Annotated in this window: 19 protein-coding genes; 8 read left to right on the plus strand and 11 right to left on the minus strand. The window is 63.1% G+C overall.

All coding sequences use genetic code 11. From position 1 onward, the window contains the following. The first annotated feature begins 310 nt into the window (after nucleotides 1–310). Complete coding sequence (locus tag RAD15_RS20645) at nucleotides 311–2,194, plus strand: autotransporter outer membrane beta-barrel domain-containing protein (protein ID WP_458180180.1); 1,884 nt, start codon at nucleotides 311–313, stop codon at nucleotides 2,192–2,194. 332 nt (nucleotides 2,195–2,526) lie between these two features. Here the strand turns inward: RAD15_RS20645 and RAD15_RS20650 are convergent, their stop codons facing one another. After that, entirely contained in the window at nucleotides 2,527–3,081 is a 555-nt protein-coding gene (locus RAD15_RS20650) for a 2'-5' RNA ligase family protein (RefSeq protein WP_458179990.1), read from the minus strand. Between the two features lie 209 nt (nucleotides 3,082–3,290). On the opposite strand from RAD15_RS20650, the gene RAD15_RS20655 reads away from it, so the two are divergent. After that, entirely contained in the window at nucleotides 3,291–3,815 is a 525-nt protein-coding gene (locus RAD15_RS20655; RefSeq protein ID WP_458179991.1) for a Spy/CpxP family protein refolding chaperone, read from the plus strand. 212 nt (nucleotides 3,816–4,027) lie between these two features. On the opposite strand, the gene RAD15_RS20660 is transcribed toward RAD15_RS20655, so the two are convergent. The 5 genes from RAD15_RS20660 to RAD15_RS20680 form a co-directional block, all read right to left on the minus strand. Beyond that, a complete protein-coding gene (locus tag RAD15_RS20660; protein ID WP_458179992.1) occupies nucleotides 4,028–4,432 on the minus strand; it encodes a YccF domain-containing protein in 405 nt (134 codons plus the stop codon). Between the two features lie 50 nt (nucleotides 4,433–4,482). Next, nucleotides 4,483–5,574, minus strand: coding sequence for a rhomboid family intramembrane serine protease (locus tag RAD15_RS20665; RefSeq protein WP_458179993.1), 1,092 nt, complete (start codon nucleotides 5,572–5,574; stop codon nucleotides 4,483–4,485). 87 nt (nucleotides 5,575–5,661) lie between these two features. Continuing rightward, nucleotides 5,662–6,456 (minus strand): enoyl-CoA hydratase/isomerase family protein, encoded by a 795-nt coding sequence (locus RAD15_RS20670; protein WP_458179994.1) that lies wholly within the window; start codon nucleotides 6,454–6,456, stop codon nucleotides 5,662–5,664. A gap of 248 nt (nucleotides 6,457–6,704) precedes the next feature. Next, nucleotides 6,705–8,249: an acyl-CoA synthetase gene (locus RAD15_RS20675; RefSeq protein ID WP_458179995.1), complete on the minus strand. Its 1,545-nt coding sequence runs from the start codon at nucleotides 8,247–8,249 to the stop codon at nucleotides 6,705–6,707. Between the two features lie 154 nt (nucleotides 8,250–8,403). Next, nucleotides 8,404–9,213: a crotonase/enoyl-CoA hydratase family protein gene (locus RAD15_RS20680; RefSeq protein WP_458179996.1), complete on the minus strand. Its 810-nt coding sequence runs from the start codon at nucleotides 9,211–9,213 to the stop codon at nucleotides 8,404–8,406. A gap of 105 nt (nucleotides 9,214–9,318) precedes the next feature. On the opposite strand from RAD15_RS20680, the gene RAD15_RS20685 reads away from it, so the two are divergent. After that, nucleotides 9,319–10,191: an SDR family oxidoreductase gene (locus tag RAD15_RS20685; protein ID WP_458179997.1), complete on the plus strand. Its 873-nt coding sequence runs from the start codon at nucleotides 9,319–9,321 to the stop codon at nucleotides 10,189–10,191. Between the two features lie 77 nt (nucleotides 10,192–10,268). Here the strand turns inward: RAD15_RS20685 and RAD15_RS20690 are convergent, their stop codons facing one another. Continuing rightward, nucleotides 10,269–11,543, minus strand: a complete 1,275-nt coding sequence (locus tag RAD15_RS20690) for an acyl-CoA dehydrogenase family protein (protein WP_458179998.1) — start codon at nucleotides 11,541–11,543, stop codon at nucleotides 10,269–10,271. A 209-nt stretch (nucleotides 11,544–11,752) separates the two neighbouring features. Here RAD15_RS20690 and RAD15_RS20695 point away from each other — a divergent pair, with 209 nt between their 5' ends. Then, the gene (locus RAD15_RS20695) at nucleotides 11,753–12,532 is read left to right on the plus strand and encodes an enoyl-CoA hydratase-related protein (protein ID WP_458179999.1); all 780 of its coding nucleotides are present in this window, start codon (nucleotides 11,753–11,755) and stop codon (nucleotides 12,530–12,532) included. Nucleotides 12,533–12,740: 208 nt separating this feature from the next. On the opposite strand, the gene RAD15_RS20700 is transcribed toward RAD15_RS20695, so the two are convergent. Genes RAD15_RS20700 through RAD15_RS20710 form a run of 3 tightly spaced genes read right to left on the minus strand, consistent with a single transcriptional unit; the run spans nucleotide 12,741 to nucleotide 14,886 of the window. After that, complete coding sequence (locus tag RAD15_RS20700) at nucleotides 12,741–13,112, minus strand: DUF6285 domain-containing protein (RefSeq protein WP_458180000.1); 372 nt, start codon at nucleotides 13,110–13,112, stop codon at nucleotides 12,741–12,743. A gap of 2 nt (nucleotides 13,113–13,114) precedes the next feature. Then, nucleotides 13,115–14,101 (minus strand): phosphotransferase family protein, encoded by a 987-nt coding sequence (locus RAD15_RS20705; protein ID WP_458180001.1) that lies wholly within the window; start codon nucleotides 14,099–14,101, stop codon nucleotides 13,115–13,117. Then, a complete protein-coding gene (locus tag RAD15_RS20710; RefSeq protein ID WP_458180002.1) occupies nucleotides 14,098–14,886 on the minus strand; it encodes an enoyl-CoA hydratase/isomerase in 789 nt (262 codons plus the stop codon). Before RAD15_RS20710 ends, RAD15_RS20705 begins: the two co-directional genes overlap by 4 nt. Before the next feature lie 181 nt (nucleotides 14,887–15,067). Here RAD15_RS20710 and RAD15_RS20715 point away from each other — a divergent pair, with 181 nt between their 5' ends. The 3 genes from RAD15_RS20715 (at nucleotide 15,068) to RAD15_RS20725 (ending at nucleotide 17,919) form a co-directional block, all read left to right on the plus strand. Continuing rightward, the gene (locus tag RAD15_RS20715) at nucleotides 15,068–15,847 is read left to right on the plus strand and encodes an SDR family NAD(P)-dependent oxidoreductase (protein ID WP_458180003.1); all 780 of its coding nucleotides are present in this window, start codon (nucleotides 15,068–15,070) and stop codon (nucleotides 15,845–15,847) included. A 131-nt stretch (nucleotides 15,848–15,978) separates the two neighbouring features. After that, the gene (locus RAD15_RS20720) at nucleotides 15,979–16,362 is read left to right on the plus strand and encodes a VOC family protein (protein ID WP_458180181.1); all 384 of its coding nucleotides are present in this window, start codon (nucleotides 15,979–15,981) and stop codon (nucleotides 16,360–16,362) included. A gap of 279 nt (nucleotides 16,363–16,641) precedes the next feature. Further along, nucleotides 16,642–17,919, plus strand: a complete 1,278-nt coding sequence (locus RAD15_RS20725; RefSeq protein ID WP_458180004.1) for an acyl-CoA dehydrogenase family protein — start codon at nucleotides 16,642–16,644, stop codon at nucleotides 17,917–17,919. A 113-nt stretch (nucleotides 17,920–18,032) separates the two neighbouring features. Here RAD15_RS20725 and yghU read toward each other — a convergent pair whose 3' ends face one another. Beyond that, complete coding sequence (gene yghU / locus RAD15_RS20730; protein ID WP_458180005.1) at nucleotides 18,033–18,905, minus strand: glutathione-dependent disulfide-bond oxidoreductase; 873 nt, start codon at nucleotides 18,903–18,905, stop codon at nucleotides 18,033–18,035. Nucleotides 18,906–19,393: 488 nt separating this feature from the next. Between yghU and RAD15_RS20735 the strand changes: the two genes are divergently transcribed. Further along, on the plus strand, nucleotides 19,394–20,527 hold the full coding sequence (locus RAD15_RS20735; RefSeq protein ID WP_458180006.1) for a nitronate monooxygenase: 1,134 nt from the start codon (nucleotides 19,394–19,396) through the stop codon (nucleotides 20,525–20,527). Nucleotides 20,528–20,555 lie beyond the last annotated feature (28 nt).

Here is a 20,555-nt window from a genome sequence, read left to right on the forward strand (position 1 = left end):
CGCTACGGCTCACGCGCAGAGTTACACATGGGGCGGGGCCGGCAGCACGACCACGACGAGCGCTTATAATCTGGGCACCAACTGGTCGACCCCGCCCGCTGCCGCGCCTCCCGCAAATGCGGGGCAGTCTGCGCAGTTTGGCGCGACAGGGAGCGCTACCGTTACCATCACAGCCGTCCCGATCACGCCCGATTCCTGGATATTTACTGGAGCGTCGCAAGACTACACAGTTTCCGGCCTAGCCGTGAACTTCAACGGTGCTGGTCCGAACTTGGTCAATAATGGCGGGACCAATTCTATTTCCAACGACATGACGGGCGCCGGGATTTCGGTAACAGCTGCACAGTTGACGGTTTCGGGGACGAACTCGTTCACGGCGACGAGCGTCACGGGCGGCATCTTCGTCAACAGCGGTACGCTGACATCGGCGGTCGGCGGCCTCACCAATAACGCGGGTGCTACGTTCATCAACAGTGGGACAACGAACGGCGCGGTGACGAACAGCGGCACCTTCACCAATGCGGGCATCCTGTTTGGAACCTTGACGCAGTCGGCTGGCGTTACAACCAATAACGGCACCATAACTTCCAACACGGCCCTTTCCGGCGGCACACTCTCCGGAGTGGGGACTCTCGGGAATCTGGCCGTGAATGGCGGCACGTTTGCGCCAGGCAACGGTGCGCCGGGAACCTCAATGACGGTGTACGGGAGCCTCATCTTTACGTCAGCGGCCACTTATCTCGTGCAGGTCAATCCAGCGACGTCATCTTTCGCCACCGTAGCCGGCACTGCTATTCTGGGTGGCGCCACGGCCAGCACTAACTTTGCGGCAGGCGCTTCCGTCGCCAAGCAGTACACGATCGTGACAGCGGGCCTCATCAGTGGGACCTTCAACCCGGTGGTCGCCAACAGCGGGCTGCCTGCCGGCTTCAGCACCACACTGAGCTACGATACGACTCACGCTTATCTAAACGTCGCGCTGAACTTTGCGCCTTCGTCGGGAAACCTGAACGGCAACCAACAGAGCGTAGGCAACGGCATCACCGGCAATTTCTATTCCAACGGCTCCATCCCGGTGGCTTTTGGCGGCCTTACGCCAGCCGGTCTGACGCAGCTATCAGGTGAACTCGGTAGCGCGCCGCAGCAGATGACATTTAACGCGATGGCCCAGTTTTTGGGCGTGATGACGGATCCATTCATTGCCGGCCGGGGCGATTCCATCGGCGCAAGCGGCGCCCCCAACACGTTTGCAGAGGAGGGAATTGCTTATGCCGGGTCAGGGAAAAGACGCGGGCCCGCACGCGATGCCTTTGCGGCTTACACCAAGGCTCCGCTGGCACCGTCCTTCGAGCAGCGCTGGAGCGTCTGGGCGGCCGGCTTCGGCGGCTCGCAGCAGACAGACGGCAATGCAGCTGTCGGCTCGAACACCACGACAAGCAGCCTTTACGGCACCGCCGTCGGTGCAGATTATCGTCTGTCGCGCGACACGCTGCTTGGCTTCGTGCTGGCCGGCGGTGGCACCAATTTCTCCGTTGCCAATAATCTCGGCGGCGGACGGTCCGACCTGTTCCAGGCCGGCACGTTCTTTCGTCACAATGCTGGCCCGGCCTACATCACGGGCGCGCTAGCCTATGGCTGGCAGGATATCGTCACGAACCGCACAGTCACAGTCGCCGGGGTCGATCGGCTGCGCGCAGGGTTCAATGCCAATGCCTATTCCGGCCGCCTCGAAGGAGGCTATCGTTTTGTCTCGCAAGGCATCGGTCTGACGCCGTACGCTGCGGCACAGGTCACGGCCTTCGATCTGCCGGCCTACGCCGAGCAGGTCATCGCCGGGAGCAATCAGTTTGCGCTCGCCTACAACGCCAAGTCCGTCACGGATAGCCGCAGCGAAATTGGTCTCCGCACGGACAAGACTTATGCCCACAACGACGGTATCTTCATGGTACGCGGACGCTTTGCCTGGGCGCACGACTTCAATCCGAACCGTGCGATCGGGGCGACCTTCCAGACGCTGCCCGGCGCCAGCTTCGTCGTAAATGGTGCTGCGATGGCCTCGGACTCGGCGCTTGTGACTGCGTCAGCGGAGAAAAAGTGGCTTAACGGCTGGTCCGCGGCCGCCACGTTCGAGGGCGAATTCTCTGTCGTCACCCGAAGCTATGCTGGCAAGGGCGTGGTGCGATACGCATGGTGATCCGGTTTGACGCCGCCGACGAACGAGCCGTCTTTGTCAGCTATGGGTCCACGAACCGCCAATTAGGATCAAGCTCGGCAAGCTCCGCTCTATCCGCGGAAGCTGAAGCACGATGGGTCGAGCCCTTGCGAAACTCATCAATCCATCCGCGATGCCGAAGCTCGATGGATAAAACCTAAGCGAAGCCCATCAAACCATCTGCCGGTTACGAAGCATGATGGGTTTCGCAAGAGCTCAACCCATCCTACGAACTACGAGCAGACCTTACGAAGTGCGGAGCGGCAGTCCCTGTTCTGCAACCACCCGCACAGGCGGAAAAGCAACGCAATCCACTACGTCGAACAGCACGGTGATGCTCCGGCTGAATGACTGCGCGAAAGCGATCGCATCATCGCGTTTTCTATCGGCAATTGCGTGCCGAGCGTGCAATGAGGCCTCCAGTTTCCCGGCCGATAGTGGAGCCGACAAAAGGCTGGATCGATTGCAGCGTTGATCGAAGAGTGCCATCTAGCGAGCGTTTCATCGACTTTGGGCTCCGCCCAGAGCACGAGCGGCGGGCCTGCAAACCAACAAATTCGCCTGAACTCGACTGGCAGCTGACCTTCGTCTCCTACTGCGCGTAGCATGGTCTCCCACGCGGTCTTCGCAGTAACCTCGGGCGTATCATAGATCGCGAATGTAAAATGTGGTCGATAGTTGAGAGCCCTCATCGAAGGCTGGCTCTCAAACGCTGCAACTTCATCCCACAATGCCTCGATCCGCTCCGCGGAAGAATGATCAGACCGAATGTTAATGGCCAAAGCCATGCGCTGGTCGCTCCATAATCCAATGGATTTCTGTCTGGCCAGCACGTTTAGGATGGATCGAGCCCTCGCGAAACCCATCATGCTTCGTCATCCGCGGACGGCTTGATGGGTTTCGCAAAGGGCTCAACCCATCCGACGCTCTTGCGGGCCAGAAACGCTCAGATTGATTTGCGCGGGTCGATGACGCGTCAGAACTTCTATTGTTCCCTTGATTTGAATCAAGTGAACCAACCGGAGCGTGATCATTTTGCGGTTTGCTTTTGGGGGCCACTGACCTAGGGAGATCACCGATGTTGAAGATCGTAGTGGCTGGAACAACTGCAATTTTCCTTACTGCATCCCCGATTGCCGTCGCGCAAAACGCGCAGACCTCTGCTCCCGCGTCACCGGAACGGTTAAACGCGGCAGATCGGAATAGCCTGGCGGACATGAGGATTGATCTGGTCAAGGCCGCGTTGCAGCTGACACCTGACCAGGAAAAGCTTTGGCCGCCTGTGGAGAGCGCCATTCGTGCGAAGGCGGAGGATCGGAAGGCGCGTCTTGCCAAAATCGGAGAAACAGTGGGTAGGCGGGCCGACCAAAATTCCGTTGAAGTGATGCGCAACCGTGATCCCATCGCGTTCTTGCAGCGCCGATCGGAAGCATTGGCTCAACGATCGGCCGATTTGGATAAACTCGCCGAGGCGTGGCAGCCACTGTACAAAACGTTCAACACCGAACAGAGGCAGCGCATGGCGGCCCTCGCGGTCCTTGTACTTCACGACATGAGTGACGCCGTGGAACGGCGTCGTGCGCTGTCTGAGGACGAGGACTGAAGTAAAGCCTTATATCAGTCTGCCGCGCATGCATCGACCAGAATACGGAGCGTAGGGTGGGTTGAGCCCTTGCGAAACCCATCCTGCTTCATCATTGGCAGACGGTTTGATGGGTTTCGCTTACGCGCTACCCATCCCGCTTCGTCATCGTGGATGGATTGATGGGTTTCGCGAGGGCTCAACCCATCCTACAAGCTGAGGTGAGACGCGCCTCACGCCGGCACGATCACCTTGCCGATCGGCCAGAGCGCGATGCCGGCCAGCTTCAGGTGGGCCCAGGCGAAGGGAAGGCCGATGATGGTGATTGCAAAGAGCACGGCCGTCAGGAGGTGGCCGAGTGCCAGCCACCAGCCGGCGAGCACGAACCAGATGACATTGCCGATCACCCCGAGCGGGCCGGTGCCGATATCGCTCATGCCCGTGACCTCGTCGCGGTTGACCGCCCGCGAGCCGAACGGCAGCAGCGTGTAGATGGCGATGTTGAACGCCGCCCGCGCCCAGGGCAGGCCGATGATCGTGACGGCCATGATGACCGCGGCGATCAGCCAGCCGAACGCCATCCAGGCGCCGCCGATGAGGATCCAGAGCAGGTTGAGCAGGATGGAAACGGGAGCCATGAGATGATCCGGAGGTTGGTGATCCCTTCACTATAGCACGCCCCACGAGATCATAGTCCATGACGCCGGCTGCGTTCCGCACGAAGCGAGGTGGCGACGAATCCAACATCCGCGATCCCTCGCGAGATTTCCTTCGCGCCGAGACAAAGCGTCAGCGCGGCAACGCCAATCGCGCTGAGTCCCGAGATGAGACTGGAGTTCGGGCAGAACATGACAAGAAAAATGTCGAGCGGAAGGTATCCAATTGGCAAGTGCGGCCAGCAAGCAAAGGCCAGAGCCCAACCGCACAGCAGCACTGCGGCAGCGTTCACTCCGGCCAGGGCCGTCACGACGATCACGAGACCCTTCTTCATGGAGAGCGCGAGATCAACCATCTTCACGACGGCACAGCATGCGGCCAAGACGACGATCATCACTCCCCAAGCGGAAGCTCCCGCGGCGATGGTCCGGGCCGGACCGCCCCAGGCCCACAGCGCAGTGACGCAGGCAAGCAGGGTCAGATTGACCTTCACGACTTCGGGAAACTTGCAACGAAGTGTCCAGGCATTCGCCTTCTCGACAAGGTCGAGCAACGCGCATGTGATCAATCCGGCGGCAAAACCACCGAGATGGACGCCCCAGTCGATCCGCGAGTAGCCGAGCGCGAACGCAATGTTCAATCCGATGTTGATCGCGAAGAAGTCGAACCTGACGTCGAGCTTGCCGAGAATCCACAGACAGAGCAGCGCGCCCAGGATGCCGGACGTGGCGCCGGACGCGCCGACCGTCAGATAAGGTGTTGAATGGATGCCATTGCCGATGACGGCGCCGAACACCATCGCACTGAGATAGATGATGAGGAAATAGGCCGATCCAACCCGCCGCTCGAGATGTCCACCCCACAGCACCAGACATAACATGTTCATGGTGAGGTGGACGAAATTGACATGCAGAAAGCCATAGGTGAGCAGGCGAAAATATTCATGCCGCGCGATGGCGGTCGCATACATGCCGCCGTAGCGATACAGCAATTCCGCTGGCGCCTCCGGGCCGCCCGCCTGGATGAAGCAAAGCCCCGACGCCAGGACGGTCACCGTCATCAAGGCGTAAACGGCCGCATGAGGGACTACGAAGAAGCCGGAGTTGGCGCGGTATGAAGGCATGAATGATCGCAAGCGGCAGGAAGAGAAAAGGCAACCTAGCCGAGCCGATCCATGATTGCTACCCCTGCGCGTGCCAAGCGGAGGCGTCTACCGTCCCTCGAACTTCGGCTCCCGCTTCTCCATGAACGCCTTCATGCCTTCGGCCATGTCCTGGGTTTTGAACAGCGGCAGGAGCTGGAGATAGACGTGATGGACGTGGTCGGAGAAGTTTTCGTTGAGGCCCATCCGCATCATGCGCTTGGAGGCCTGCACCGCGAGCGGCGCGTTGGCGGCGATCTCGCGGGCGATGGCAGTGGCGCGGTTCATCAGCTCGGCGTCGGGCACGACCTCGTTGGCGAGGCCCCATTCCAGGCATTCGCGGGCGCTCAGCGTGCGGCCCCTAAAGATCAGCTCGGAGGCCTTGGCCCAGCCGAGCATGCGCGGCAGCAGCCAGGTGCCGCCGGATTCCGGCACGACGCCGCGCTTGACGAAGGCGGCGGCGAGTTTTGAGGACTGCGCCATGATGCGGATGTCGCAGCCGAGCGCGGTGTCCATGCCATAGCCGGCCGCGCCGCCGTTGACGGCGCAGATGGTCGGCTTGTCCATCGCCTGCAACACCGTCGGCGGCGTGTTGCGCAGATTGATCGTGGTCGGCGAAGACGCGGCGCTGAGACCGTTGCCGTCGCGCTCCTTGCGCAGGTCAAGGCCGGCGCAGAACGCCCTGCCCGTGCCAGTGAGGATGACGACGCGGACGTTCTTGTCCTCATTGGCTTCGGTCAACAGCCGCGCCAGATCGTTCAGCATCGGGCCGGAGATCGTGTTCATCCGATCCGGCGCGTTCAGCGTGATGGTCGCGATGCGGTCGGCTACCGTGTAGAGGACTTCGTTGGCAGCGTCGGTCATGACAAATGTTTCCTTGTCCCTGATCTCGTAGGGTGGGCAAAGGCGCGCTTGCGCCGTGCCCACGATCTATGCCTTGCGCCCGTTCTCGTGGGCACGCTTCGCTTTGCCCACCCTACGATTCCTGAGTTCGTAGCCCGGATGGAGCGCAGCGAAATCCGGGGTCTTTGACGCGAGCACCGCCCCGGATTACGCTTCCGCCTTCGCTCTTCGAGCTACGGCGCAAGCATTGCCCACCCTACGGCACCTTCTCAGATCTTCCGCCCCGCCTGCTCCCAATAGGGATCGCGCAGGCGGCGCTTGAAGATCTTTCCGGAATCTTCGCGCGGCAGCCCGGTGCGGATCTCGATGTGCTTGGGCACCTTGTAATCGGCGAGATGCGCCTTCAGGCTGGCGCGGACAGCGGCGGCATCGAGCGTGACGCCCGCCTGCGGCTCGACCACGGCCATCAGTGCCTCGCCGAACTCGGCATCGGGGATGCCGAACACGGCGCAATCATGCACGCCGGGTACGGCATGAAGCACGGACTCGATCTCGGCCGGATAGATGTTGACGCCGCCCGATATCACCATGTCGCGCTTGCGGTCGCAGATGAAGACATAGCCGTCCTCATCGATGTAGCCGACATCGCCCGAGGTGATGAAGCCGTCGCGGTCGATCTCGGCACGCTTCTCCGACTTGTTGTGGTAGGTGAAATCGGCCATCCCCGCCATGCGGGAATAGATCTCGCCGACCTCGCCGACATCAAGCACGCGACCGTCCTCACCGAGGAAGCGCAGCTCGGCGCCGGGCGATATCTTACCGACCGTGCCGGGCTTCTTCAGCGCATCCTCCGAGGTCGCAAACGTGACGGCGCCGGACTCGGTCGAGCCGTAGAATTCGTAGATCACCGGCCCCCACCATTCGATCATGGCGCGCTTGACGTCGGCCGGACACGGTGCGGCGGCGTGGATGATGTGGCGCAGCGAGGAGACGTCGTACTTCTTGCGGACATCCTCCGGCAGCTTCATCAGGCGGATGAACATGGTCGGCACCATGAAGATGGTGTCGATCTTGTACCGCTCGATCAGTTCCAGGAATTCCTCGGCCTCGAAGCGTGGCATCAGCACCAGCGCGCCGCCGAGCTTGCCGGCGCGGATGCCGAACGAGTTCGGCGCGGAATGATAGAGCGGCCCCGGCAGGATCGCGCGGGCGCCGGGCTTCAGCCCGTAGATCATGGCGCGCATGCGCTCGCCGGCCGCCTGCTGCTCCGGCGTCGGTGCATTGCGACGCACGCCCTTGGGATGGCCGGTCGTACCGGAGGTGTAGATCATGTTCATCGGCTGCGGCACGACCGGGCCGTCATAGGACGAGAATTGCGTGAGCCAGGATTCGAAATCGATGGCGAAGTCCGGCGTCTTCAGATGATCGGGATCGATCTTGTAGTTGGACAGTATCTCGGGCGGTGTCGGCACGCTGAGCACGGTGACGCCTTCCGGAATCGCATCGCGCAAGGCGTGCAGCATGTCGGCATGTCCGATCAGCACGGACGTGCCGGTGTCGTTCAGGATGTAGTTGATCTCCTCCGGCTTGAAGTGCCAGTTGATCGGCACGCCATAGGCCCCCAGCCGCATCGCGGCGTAGGCGGCCTCTAGGAAGGCGATGTCGTTGCGCATCAGCATACAGACGCAATCGCCTTGCCTGACGCCGATCTTCGCAAGCCCGCTCGCGATGCGGTCGGCGCGGCTTGCGACTTCGGGATGGGTGCGACGGCGGTCGCCGGAGATGATGCCGAGGAAGGGGGACGTTCCGCTCATTTTTGTTTTTCTTTGTTGTTGGTCCGTCATTCCGGGATGGTCCGAAGGACCAGACCTCAGGTGCGCAATTGCGCACCGGGGAATCTCGAGGTTCCCAGGTGCACAATTGCGCACCATAGTTCGATGCTGCGCATCGCCCCGGAACGACAGGTAATCAGTCCACATACTTCGCCGCGCGCTTCTCCAGATTCGACCGCACCGCCTCGGTCTGGTTCGCGCTGCCGATCAGCTTCTGCTGCTCGACGGATTCGGCGAGCAACGCCGGGCCCGGATCGACCGAGAGATTGTTGAGCAGACGCTTGGCGGCACGGATCGCATCTGGGCTCTTGCCGGCGATCTCGCGCGCGACTTCGAGGGCTGCTGCCCGCGGATCGTCGCAGATGCGCGTGGCGAGGCCGTACGTCATCGCCTCCTGCGCGGAAAAGATGCGGCCGGTGTAGGTGAGATCGCGCAGGATGTCGTCGCGCACGAGCGAGGCCAGGATCGGCGTTCCCGCCATATCAGGCACGAGGCCCCATTTGATTTCCATCACGGACATCCGCGCATCGGGCGAAAGGAAGCGCATATCGGCACCGAGCGAGAGCTGGAATCCGCCGCCGAAGGCGACGCCGTGCACGGCCGCGATCACGGGAACCGGAAGCTGACGCCATCCCCATACCGCCTGCTGCGGGAAGTTCGCCTGCCCGTGCGTACGCTTGGTGAGGTCGCGATTTTCGCCACCCGGAATTCCGTTGCCGCCCGTCTCCTTCATGGCGGCAAAACGCCCCATGTCGAGACCGGCGCAGAAGGCGCGGCCTTCGCCTGACAGCACGACGACGCGTACGCCTTTTTCCTTCGAAAGACGCTCCGTTGCGGCAACAAGGGCCTCGAACATCGCCTGATCCAGCGCGTTCATCTTGTCCGCGCGCACCAGGCGCACGTCGGCGACGCCTTCCGAGATCGAAATCGAGACGCGCTCTTCCATGGATCAATTCTCCCCTGTTCTTGTTCGGTGCCGCTTTACAGGAAGCTGACGGCCGGATTTAGTCAATCGACCAATTAACTGACAATCCGTACGGGAGAAACAGCCATGTTCAAGGAAAATCTTCTGGCCGGGCGGCGCATTCTCGTGACCGGCGGCGGCACCGGGCTCGGCAAGTCGATGGCGGCGCGCTTCCTGCAACTCGGCGCCGAGCTGCACATCTGCGGCCGACGCAAGATCGTGTGCGACGAGACCGCGATCGAGCTGATGGATCAGTACGGCGGCCGCGTCACCAGCCACGGCGTCGATATCCGCAACGCGCTCGCGGTCGAGGAGATGATCGAGACCATCTTTCGCGATGCTCCCCTCACCGATCTCATCAACAACGCCGCCGGCAATTTCATCTCCCGCACCGAGGAGCTGTCGCCGCGCGGCTTCGACGCTGTCGCCAACATCGTCATGCACGGCACGTTCTATGTGACGCATGCGGTCGGCAAGCGCTGGATCGCGTTGAAGCAGCCCGGCAACGTCGTCTCGATCACCACGACCTGGGTGCGCAACGGCTCTCCCTACGTGGTGCCATCGGCGATGAGCAAGTCGGCGATCCATACGATGACGATGTCGCTCGCGACCGAATGGGGCCGGCATGGCATCCGCCTCAACACCATCGCTCCCGGAGAAATCCCGACCGAGGGCATGAGCAAGCGCATCAAGCCCGGCGACGAAGCCGGCGCGCGCACCAAGGCGATGAATCCGATGGGCCGCGTCGGTACCATGGAGGAGTTGCAGAACGTTGCCGTGTTCCTGATCTCCGGCGGCTGCGACTGGATCAATGGCGAGACCATCGCCATGGACGGCGCGCAGGCACTCGCCATGGGCGGCAATTTCTACCAGCTCCGCGACTGGAGCGACGACGACTGGAAGACCGCGCGCGAGAGCATCATGGCGCAGAACGAGAAGGATCGGGCGAAGCGGGGATGAGTCTCTATGCTGTCGTCCTGGCCCAGTGCGCAATTGCGCACTAGGCCAGGACGACTCGGAGAGAGCGCGGCGGAAAGCTAATGCTTCCCCGGCCCCATATACCCGAACAAGAACCCCGCCACCTTGCGCATCTGGATCTCCTCGCTGCCTTCGGTGATTCGATAGCGGCGGTGATGCCGATAGATGTGCTCGAACGGCTTGTGGCGTGAATAGCCCATGCCGCCGTGGACCTGCATGGCGCGGTCGGCGGATTCGCAGCACAGGCGGTTTGCCCAGTAGTTGCACATCGAGACGCGGTCGGACAGCGTGCGCTCGATCTGCTCCTCGGTGAGCTGGTCCATCTCCCAGGCGGTCTTGCGAATCAACAGGCGCAGCATCTCGGCTTGCGTGGCAAGCTCGACCAGCGGGAACTGGATCGCCTGGTTCTCGGCGAGCGCCCTGCCGAACGGTTTTCGCTCACGCGCATATTTGACGCTCTCGTTGATGCAGTAGACCGCGGCCCCCAGCGAACTCGCGGCCTGACGGATGCGGTTCTGGTGCACGAAGCACTGCGCCAGCGACAGGCCGCGGCCGACCTCGCCGAACAGCGCATCCTCGGCCACGAACACGTCGGTAAAGCTGACGCGAGGATGGTCGGTCGGCATGTTGAAGGTCCACATGTACTCCTCGACCTTGACGCCATGGCTCTTGGCCGGCACCAGGAAGCAGGTGATGCCGCGGGCATCGCCGTCATTGCCCGACGTGCGCGCGAACAGCGCACAATGCGTGGCGACGTGCATGCCGGTCGTCCACATCTTCTCGCCGTTGATGATCCAGCCCTTGACGTTGTCGCGGGTCGCAGGCACCGCGCGCGTCTCCATGTGGGTGGCGTCCGAGCCGTGATGCGGCTCGGTCAAGCCAAAGGTGATGCGGTACTTGCCTTTGATCGAACCGTCGATCATCGCCTTCTGGTCGTCGCGGCCGTAGCGGTCGAGCATGGTGACGACGGGGAAATTGCCGACGACGGAGTGTTCATTCTGGAGATCGTTGTGCAGGCCGAGGCCCTTTGCGGCAAAATGCTCGCGGATCACGGCCATCCAGAGATTGGAGCCGTCCTTCCCGCCATATTGCTTCGGCACCGGAAAGCGCAAGTGCCCGGCGGCATCCGCAAGATCCTTGGCCTTGCGCAGCAGCGCTTCCCATTCATGGCGCGGCAGGCCGCCATTCTCGAAATCGGTACGCGCCCATTCGCGGCGATGATCGAAGAAGCGGATGTTGTCGTCGGCTTCTTCCAGCGGCTTGATCTCGCGCGCGATGAAACGGTCGAGCTCTCCGAGATAAGCTACGAGGTCGGCTGGCAATGAGAAATCCATGGTTCTCTCCCGGATTGATTATCGTTTTGCGTTAAGGCGCTAGGCGCGTCTTTGCTTCGCTCGATTAAGGTGAGAAGAGCCGCCGCAAGTCAAGCAAGGCCAGACGTGTGAGGCGCGCAAAGCGCTTTGCGCAATTCGATGGTGCTCGAGCGCCGACGCGCGCTAGTATGACGCCAATATTCCTTCACGAGAAAATGCGGGAGCGCGCGATGGAGCTGAAATTTTCCAAGGTGGAACGCAAGGGGCCGGTCACGATCGTCACGCTGTCGCGGCCCGAGGTCTACAACGCGCTGCACACCGATGCCCATTTCGAGCTGCAAAAGGTGTTCGACGATTTCTCGGCCGATCCCGAGCAATGGATCGCGATCGTCACGGGTAGCGGCGACAAGGCGTTCTGCGCCGGCAACGATCTGAAGTGGCAGGCAGCGGGAGGAAAACGCGGCTGGGACAAGGGCGGCTTTGCCGGCCTCACCGCGCGCTTCGACTGCGACAAGCCGATCATCGCCGCGGTGAATGGCGTGGCGATGGGCGGCGGCTTCGAGATCGCGCTCGCCTGCGACCTGATCATTGCCTCGGAGAACGCAACCTTCGCCCTGCCCGAGCCGCGCGTCGGCCTTGCAGCCCTTGCCGGCGGCCTGCACCGGCTGCCGCGCCAGATCGGGCTGAAACGCGCCATGGGCATGATCCTCACGGCGCGCCATGTCAGCGCCAAGGAAGGCCTCGAGCTCGGCTTCGTCAACGAGGTGGTGCCGCAGGGCGAAGCGCTCAACGCCGCGCTGCGCTGGGCCGAGATGATCACGAAGAACTCGCCGATGTCGATCCGCGCCTCGAAGCAGGCGATCCAGAGGGGGCTCGGCGTGTCGCTGGAGCAGGCAATCGACGAGCAGCGCGAATACCCGGCGGTGAAGGCCATGGCGGCTTCGCAGGATTACATCGAGGGCCCGAAGGCGTTTTCGGAGAAGCGACCGCCGAAATGGGTGGGGAAGTAGGGGCTCCGTAAAGCGGCCGCCGCGTACTGCGGCGGCGTCGTACGCCACAACCCTCTCTCACGTCGTCCCGGCGAAAGCCGGGACCCATAGCCACCGAAGGCAATTTGGCGAAGATAAGTCGTTCGGTACTCCGACCATTCGTACCCGATAGATCACGCGGTCTGGGTCCCGGCCTTCGCCGGGACGACGACGGAGCGTGCGGCGCCGCCTACCGCCCCAGCTCCCGCTTATACGATGCGTAGTTCGGCTGATCGACCGCGAGCTTGTCCATCGTGGTCGCCCAGAGATGCTCGGCAAGGCCGGGCGTTGCGAGATCGACCTCGCCTTTGGCGATGCGATCGGCGAGCGCGCGGTTGAGCTCCGCGACCGAGCCATCCATGCCGAGCAGCGTGCGCAGCCGCTCGACCTCCTTCGCATCGCTCCCCTCTTCCTGCGTCAGCTGGCGCGTGACGAGATCGAGGATGTTGATGGCGACGCGCAGCTTGAAGGCCTGGTGGCCCGAGATCAGCGGCGTGATGTCGTTGCGGAGGAAATCGGCGACTGATTTGGTCAGCTCGACCGGTGTCGGTTCGTCCTGCATGGTCAGCTCCCGCGCGGCGCCAGCAGCCGCAACAGATCGATCTCGGTTTCCGAGGCACGGCGGCCGATCATGGCGCGCTCCATCGAATGGTCCGGCCCCTCGCGGAACCGCTGCATCATGCCGCCGCACATGATGCCCCAGCGCAGCGTGCCCATCACTTCCCAGAATTTGACGCGCGCGGGATCGACCTTGCGGCCGGCTTCCTCGTAACCCGCGAACAGGTCCTCGCGCGAGCCAAACCCGCCCACCGGCTTGTCGATCTCACCAAAACGCCAGGAGTTGACGCAGACCCAGCCGAGATCCTCCATGGGATCGCCGAGATGGGCGAGCTCCCAGTCGAGCACGGCGCGCACGCCATCGGCGCCGATGATGAGATTGCCATTGCGGAAATCGCCGTGCACCAGCGTCGTCTCGGCCGACGGGCCGGGATCGTGGTCGCGCAGCCAGCGCAGCGCCAGCTCGAACACCGGCTTTGGCCAGTCCAGGCTGCGATAGTCGCGATCGAACTCGGAGATCTCCAGGGTCGCATTGCGGCTGCGCAGCTCGGGCAATTTGTCCTGGGGCAACCTGTGCAGTCCCGCGAGCACGCCACCAATCTGCCGCGCGAGACGCGGCCGCGCCGCCGCGAACTCGTCGTCGCGCAGAATTTTTCGCGCGATGGTCTCGCCCTCGACCCGCTGCATGATGAATCCGGTGCCGAGATCGTCTGCCGGCACCAGCACATGCATCACGCGCGGCGACGGCACGCCCGCCTCATAAGCGAGCTGCATCAGCTGCGCTTCGGCCGCAAGCCCCGCCGCGCGCGTCGGTGCCGCGCCATAACCTTTCGGCGAGCGGCGCAGGATCGCGCCGATCGGCCCATCGGGATGCACGATGTCGAAGCGCCAGGTTTCCTGGCTGGCGCCGCCGGACAGCCTTGCCGCGCCGGTGACGCCGGTCGCACCCGGACACCAGCGCTGGACGCTGCGCGAAAGCTCGGCCTCGATCATTTGCCTTTGAACTGCGCGGGCCGCTTCTCCAGGAACGCGCCGACGCCTTCGCGGAAATCCTGGGTGTCGCCGGCGCGGAGCTGGCTCTGGAATTCGAGATTGAGCTGATCCTCGAAGGAGTTTTCGGGGCTATCCCAATAGAGCTTGCGGATCAGTGCGAGCGCCACCGTCGGGCCGCTGGCAAGCTCGCGCGCGAGCTTCATCGCTTCGTCCATCAGCACGCCGTCATCGTAGACGCGGTTGACGAGGCCCCATTCCAGCGCCTTCTCGGCCGGGAGCCGCTCGCCCATCAGCGACAATTCGATCGAGCGCGCCTTGCCGATCAGGCGCGGCAACAGCCAGGTCGAACCGCAATCCGGCACGAGACCGATGCGGCGGAAGGCTTGCAGGAAGTAGGAGGAACGCGCGCATAGAATCATGTCGCCGAGCAGCGCGAAGCTCATGCCGGCGCCGGCGGCCGGGCCGTTCACCGCGGTGATGACAGGGCAGTGCAGATTGCGGATGCGGCGCAGGAACGGGTGAAAGCCGGTCTCCAGCGTCAGGCCGGCCTTGGTCTTCTTCGACTGGTCGTTGCGGCCCTGGAGATTGGCGCCGGTGCAGAAGGCGCGCCCCGCGCCGGTCAGCACGACACAACGCACCTCGTCCTTCTTCTCCTCGATCGTGTCGAGCGCCTCCGCAAGGCCGCCCAGCATGTCCATGGAGACCGCGTTCATCACCTCCTGATGGTCGAGCTTGAGGATCGCGACCGAACCATCGAAATCGAGCGTGACGTGTTTGAACTGCATGGTTTCCTCGTCGGTTGCGGCCGGCGTCAGTTTCGCAGACCGGAATTCGTTTTGCCGGGGCGCATATTTGATTTTTGGCGCGGTCTTGTCCATGGTGATCAGGGCATAGCAAGCAATCTTGCGCGCAGCGGCTGATGCGCGTCATGCCAAGACGTCTCATGCCAAAAACAGGAAACGCGCCATGAACCTTTTCGACCTCTCCGGCCGCGTGGTTGTGATCACCGGCGGCAATGGCGGCATCGGACTCGGCATCGCGCAGGCGCTGGCCGGCCAGGGCTGCAACGTCTCGATCTGGGGCCGCAATCCTGACAAGAACAAGAGTGCTGCCGCGAGCCTGGCGGGGCTATCAGGCAAGGTCGACAGCCGCGTCTGCGACGTCACCGATCCTGCCTCGGTCAACGCCGCGATGAAGGCCACACTCGACACCTTCGGCCGGGTCGACGGCTGTTTTGCCAACGCCGGCATCGGCGGCGGCGGCCGGCGCTCCTTCATCGAGCGCACCGAAGAGGAGTGGCGCACGATGTTTGCGACCAATCTCGACGGCGTGTTCCACGCATTTCAGGCCGCGGCAAGACACATGACCGAGCGCGCCAATGCCGGCGATCCCTTCGGCCGGTTGGTCGCCACATCGAGCCTCGCTTCGATCTTCGGTACCGCGCGCAACGAGCACTATGCCGCAACCAAGGCCGCCATCAACGCGCTGGTCCGCGCGCTCGGCGTCGAGCTGGCGCGCCACGGCGTCACCGCGAACGCGATCCTGCCCGGCTGGATCAAGAGCGATATGACCGCGGGCCTGATGGCCAACGACAAGTTCGTCGCCAACGTGATGCCACGAATTCCGATGCGTCGCTTCGGCGAGGCGTCCGATTTCGGCGGCATCGCGGTGTACCTGATGAGCAAGGCGTCGTCGTATCACACCGCGGATACGTTCGTGATCGACGGCGGCTATACGGCATTTTGAGATTTCGTAGGGTGGGCAAAGGCGCGCTTGCGCCGTGCCCACCATAGGCATTTGCGAATGTCGTGGTGGGCACGCTGCGCTTTGCCCACCTTACGGCTTCTCGTTTTGTGGCGCAGAGGGGAATGGGCAAGATGTTTTCTCACGTGATGATCGGCACCAACGATCTGGACAAGGCCAAGACGTTCTACGACAAGCTGCTCGGCACGCTCGAGGTGCGGCCGGCCAGGGTCGACGGCCATCGCATCTTCTACATCACCAAGACCGGCGTGTTCTCGGTGTCGAAGCCGATCAACGGCGAGCCGGCGACCTGCGCGAATGGCGGCACCATCGGCTTTGCCTGCAACTCGCCGGAGCAGGTCGAGGCGTGGCACGCAGCCGGCCTCGCGGCCGGCGGCAAGACCTGTGAGAATCCGCCCGGCATCCGCGATGGCGGCGCGGCCGGCAAGATGTATCTCGCCTATTTGCGCGATCTCGACGGCAACAAGATCTGCGCGATGCATCGGATGCCGAACTGAGCTGGCGACGATCACCGCTGTCATGCCCCGGCTTGACCGGGGCATCCAGTACGCCGCAGCTTCTCGATTCAACCACCGCCGTCTCTGGAATACTGGATTCCCCGCCTTCGCGGGGAATGACAGCGGCGAGTTGGGCAACACCATTCAAACAACATTTCAAACGCCCTTGCGATATTCCATCGCGTGGCATGGCCCCGCGTGAAAAATGCGCGCTCGCACTTTGGCCGCGCTGCGACTATTCTCCCGCCCAGAACGATCTCAGCGTCCCCGGGAGGAACAATGACAAAACACACCTACATTCCCCGCATCACCAACTACACCCTCAATCCCGGCGACGAGCTTAACGATCTCCGTATGTCGGACCAGGTCCGGCCGCTCTACGATCACGTCAAGAAGTTCATCCGCGACACCGTCGAGCCGATGTCGATCGAGTTCGCCAAGGCCGGCGAGGGCAAAGAGGATCGCTGGAGCTTCACGCCGAAGCAGCTCGAGGTGCTGGAGAAGGCGAAGAACAAGGCCAAGCAGGAAGGCCTCTGGAACTTCTTCCTACCCGATGACGAGACCGGCCAGGGCCTGAAGAACCTCGACTACGCCTATATCGCCTCCGAGCTCGGCAAGAGCCCGCTGGCGTCCGAGAGCATGAACTGCTCGGCGCCCGACACCGGCAACATGGAGGTGCTCGAGCGCGTGGGCACCAAGGAGCAGAAGGAGAAGTGGCTGAAGCCGCTGCTCAACGGCGAGATTCGCTCGGCCTATGTCATGACCGAGCCGAATGTTGCCTCCTCCGACGCCAAGAACATCTCGACGACGGCAAAGCTCGTCGGCGACGAATGGGTCATCAACGGCGAGAAGTATTACATCTCCGGTGTCGGCGATCCCCGCTGCAAGATCCTCATCGTGATGGTCAAGACCAATCCGGACGCGGCCCCGAGCAAGCAGCAGTCGCAGATCCTGGTGCCGCGCGACACGCCCGGCGTCGAGGTGCTCGGCCCCATGTACGTGTTCGGTCAGGACCACGCGCCGCGCGGCCACATGCACATGCGCTTCAACAATGTGCGCGTGCCGAAGGAGAACATGCTGCTCGGCGAAGGCCGCGGCTTCGAGATCTCGCAGCTCCGGCTCGGGCCGGGCCGTATCCATCACTGCATGCGGACCATCGGCAAGGCCGAGAAGGCACTCGACCTGATGGTGCAGCGTGGCCTCACCCGCGAAGCCTTCGGCAAGAAGATCGCCCATCTCGGCGGCAACATGCAGATCATCGCGCAGGCGCGCTGCGAGATCGAGGCGATGCGGCTGATGGTGCTCAAGGCCGCCAAGGCGATGGACGTGCTCGGCAACAAGGAGGCCCGCGTCTGGGTCTCCATGGTCAAGGCCATGGTGCCGGAGCGCGCCTGCAAGATCATCGACCAGGCGATCCAGATGCACGGCGCCACCGGCATCTCGCACTGGACCCCGCTCGCCGAGATGTACCAGGACGTCCGCCATCTGCGCTTCGCGGACGGCCCGGACGAGGTGCACTGGATGGTGGTCGGCCGCCACGAGCTGAGCATGGCGTAATCAGATGCCGTAGGGTGGGCAAAGGCGCGCTCTTCGCGCGCCGTGCCCACCATCGCGGTCTTCGCAAGGAGTGGTGGGCACGCTTTCGCTTTGCCCACCCTACGCAGTTCGAACTACGTCGCGACCTCGACCTTGTCCTGCGTCTTCGTTTCGAAATCACTCGCGTCGTGGCGTTCGTGAAGCTGGCTGGCGGGATCGCCGGAGACGCGGTTGACCATGCGGCCGCGCTTCACGGCCGGGCGTTTGGCGATCTGGTCGGTCCAGCGTTGCACGTGCTTGTAGTCCTGCACCGACAGGAATTCACCGGCACCGTAGACCAGCCCCTTGGCGAGCGCGCCGTACCAGGGCCACACCGCGATGTCGGCGATGGTGTACTCGCTGCCCGCAAGATATTCGTTGTCGGCGAGGCGACGGTCGAGCACGTCGAGCTGGCGCTTGGTCTCCATCGCAAAACGATCGATGGCGTATTCGATCTTGGTCGGCGCGTAAGCGTAGAAGTGGCCAAAGCCTCCGCCGAGATAGGGCGCGCTGCCCATCTGCCAGAACAGCCACGACATCGCCTCGGTGCGGGTCTTGATGTCCTTCGGCAGGAAGGCCCCGAACTTCTCGGCGAGGTAGAACAGGATCGAGCCGGATTCGAAGATCCTGACGGGCTCGGGGCCGGAGCGATCCATCAGCGCCGGAATCTTCGAGTTCGGGTTGATGTCGACAAAGCCGCTGCCGAACTGGTCGCCGTTGCCGATCCTGATCAGCCAGGCATCGTATTCGGCGCCCTTGTGGCCGAGCGCCAGAAGCTCCTCCAGCATCACCGTGACCTTCACGCCGTTCGGCGTCGCCAACGAATAGAGCTGGAAGGGATGGCGGCCGATCGGCAGCTCCTTGTCGTGGGTGGGACCGGCAATCGGACGGTTGATGCTGGCGAACTGACCGCCATTCTCCTTGTTCCAGGTCCAGACTTTCGGCGGCACGTAGGGGGTGTCGGTCATGCGGGGGCTCCGGCGGAAAGATGCGCCTGCATTAATTAGCCCGGGAATGGCCGATGACAAGGGTGCCCAATGCATTACCCGGCGGGGCAACGCTACTTTTCGTCATGGCAGCCCCTTCCCCCGTCATTCCGGGGCGCCCGAAGGGCGAGCGCGGAATCCATGGTCCCGCCAGGATTACTTTGAAAAATGGATTCCGGGTTCTCGCTGACGCGAGCTCCGGAACGACGGCCCATCACGAATCCCTCATATCCGTTCGCCGCAACATCGCTGCAGATCCGCCGGCAGACGCCGCCGATACAGGCAGAAGATGCGCGGCTTGCCCGGGATGTTGGCGCCCATGTACCGGGATTGGTCTGTGGGTAGAGCGCGACGTCTACACACAAGATGCTTCGCCAAATCCAGCATGTCATCGTGCGTGACGATCGGCTAGCGTCACTTTGCTTCGCGAGCGAAAGCAACGAGAGCGCTAACGCCGCCGGGAGGGAGCCATGAAATCGCCGATCTGCGACATGCTGGGCATCGAGTTCCCGCTGTTCGCCTTCAGCCATTGCCGCGATGTCGTTGCCGCCGTCAGCCGTGCCGGCGGATTTGGTGTGCTCGGCGCCACCGTCCATACGCCTGATACGCTCGAACGCGAGCTGAAATGGATCGACGAGCACGTCGATGGCAAGCCTTACGGCATCGACGTGCTGATCCCCGAAAACTTCTCGACCGCGGGCGAGAAGGACGTCACCTGGAAGAGCCTGGAAGCGCGCGTTCCGCAGGAGCACCGCAACTACACGCGCGATCTTCTGAAGAAATACGATATCGAACTGACGACGACCAGCGTGGCCGACAATCAGCCGCAGCCGTTCGACCCGAAGACGGCGCTGCAACTGCTCGAAGTCTCCTTCAATCATCCGATCCGGCTGATTGCCAATGCGCTAGGCGTGCCGCCGAAGGCGATGATCGAGATGGGCAAGACGCACGGCGTGCCCGTTGCGGCTCTCGTCGGCGCCAAGGAGCACGCGCTGCGCCAGGTCGCGGCCGGCGTCGATATCCTCGTCGTGCAGGGCACCGAGGCGGGTGGCCATTGCGGCGAGGTCTCGACCATGGTGCTGGTGCCGGAGGTGATCAAGGCCATCAAGCCCATCCGCGACGTGCCGGTGCTGGCGGCCGGCGGCATCATGACGGGCCGGCAGATGGCCGCCTGCATGGCGATGGGCGCGGCCGGCGCCTGGACCGGCTCGGTATGGCTGGCCACCGTCGAGGCCGAGACCACGGAGATCTTTCGCGAGAAGATGATCGCGGCGTCCTCGCGCGACGCAGTGCGCTCGAAGGGACGCACCGGCAAGCCGGCCCGGCAGCTCCGCTCGGTCTGGACCGATGCCTGGGACCGCGCGCCGGACAGCCCCGGCGCGCTGCCGATGCCGCTGCAAAGCATCGTCAGCCGCGACGCCTTCAACGCGATCGACCGCGCGGCCGCAAGCGGCAACGCCAAGGCGCGCGATCTCGTCAGCTACTTCGTCGGCCAGGGCGTCGGGCTGATCGACAGCGTGAAGTCGGCGGGCGCGGTGGTGCAGGAGTTCAAGGAAGATTTTGCCGAAGCCGTCGAGCACATGAACGCGCTGGTGGCGGAGTAGTTGCCTGTGGCCCATCCTTCGAGGCTCG

This window comes from Bradyrhizobium sp. 14AA (assembly GCF_054185205.1).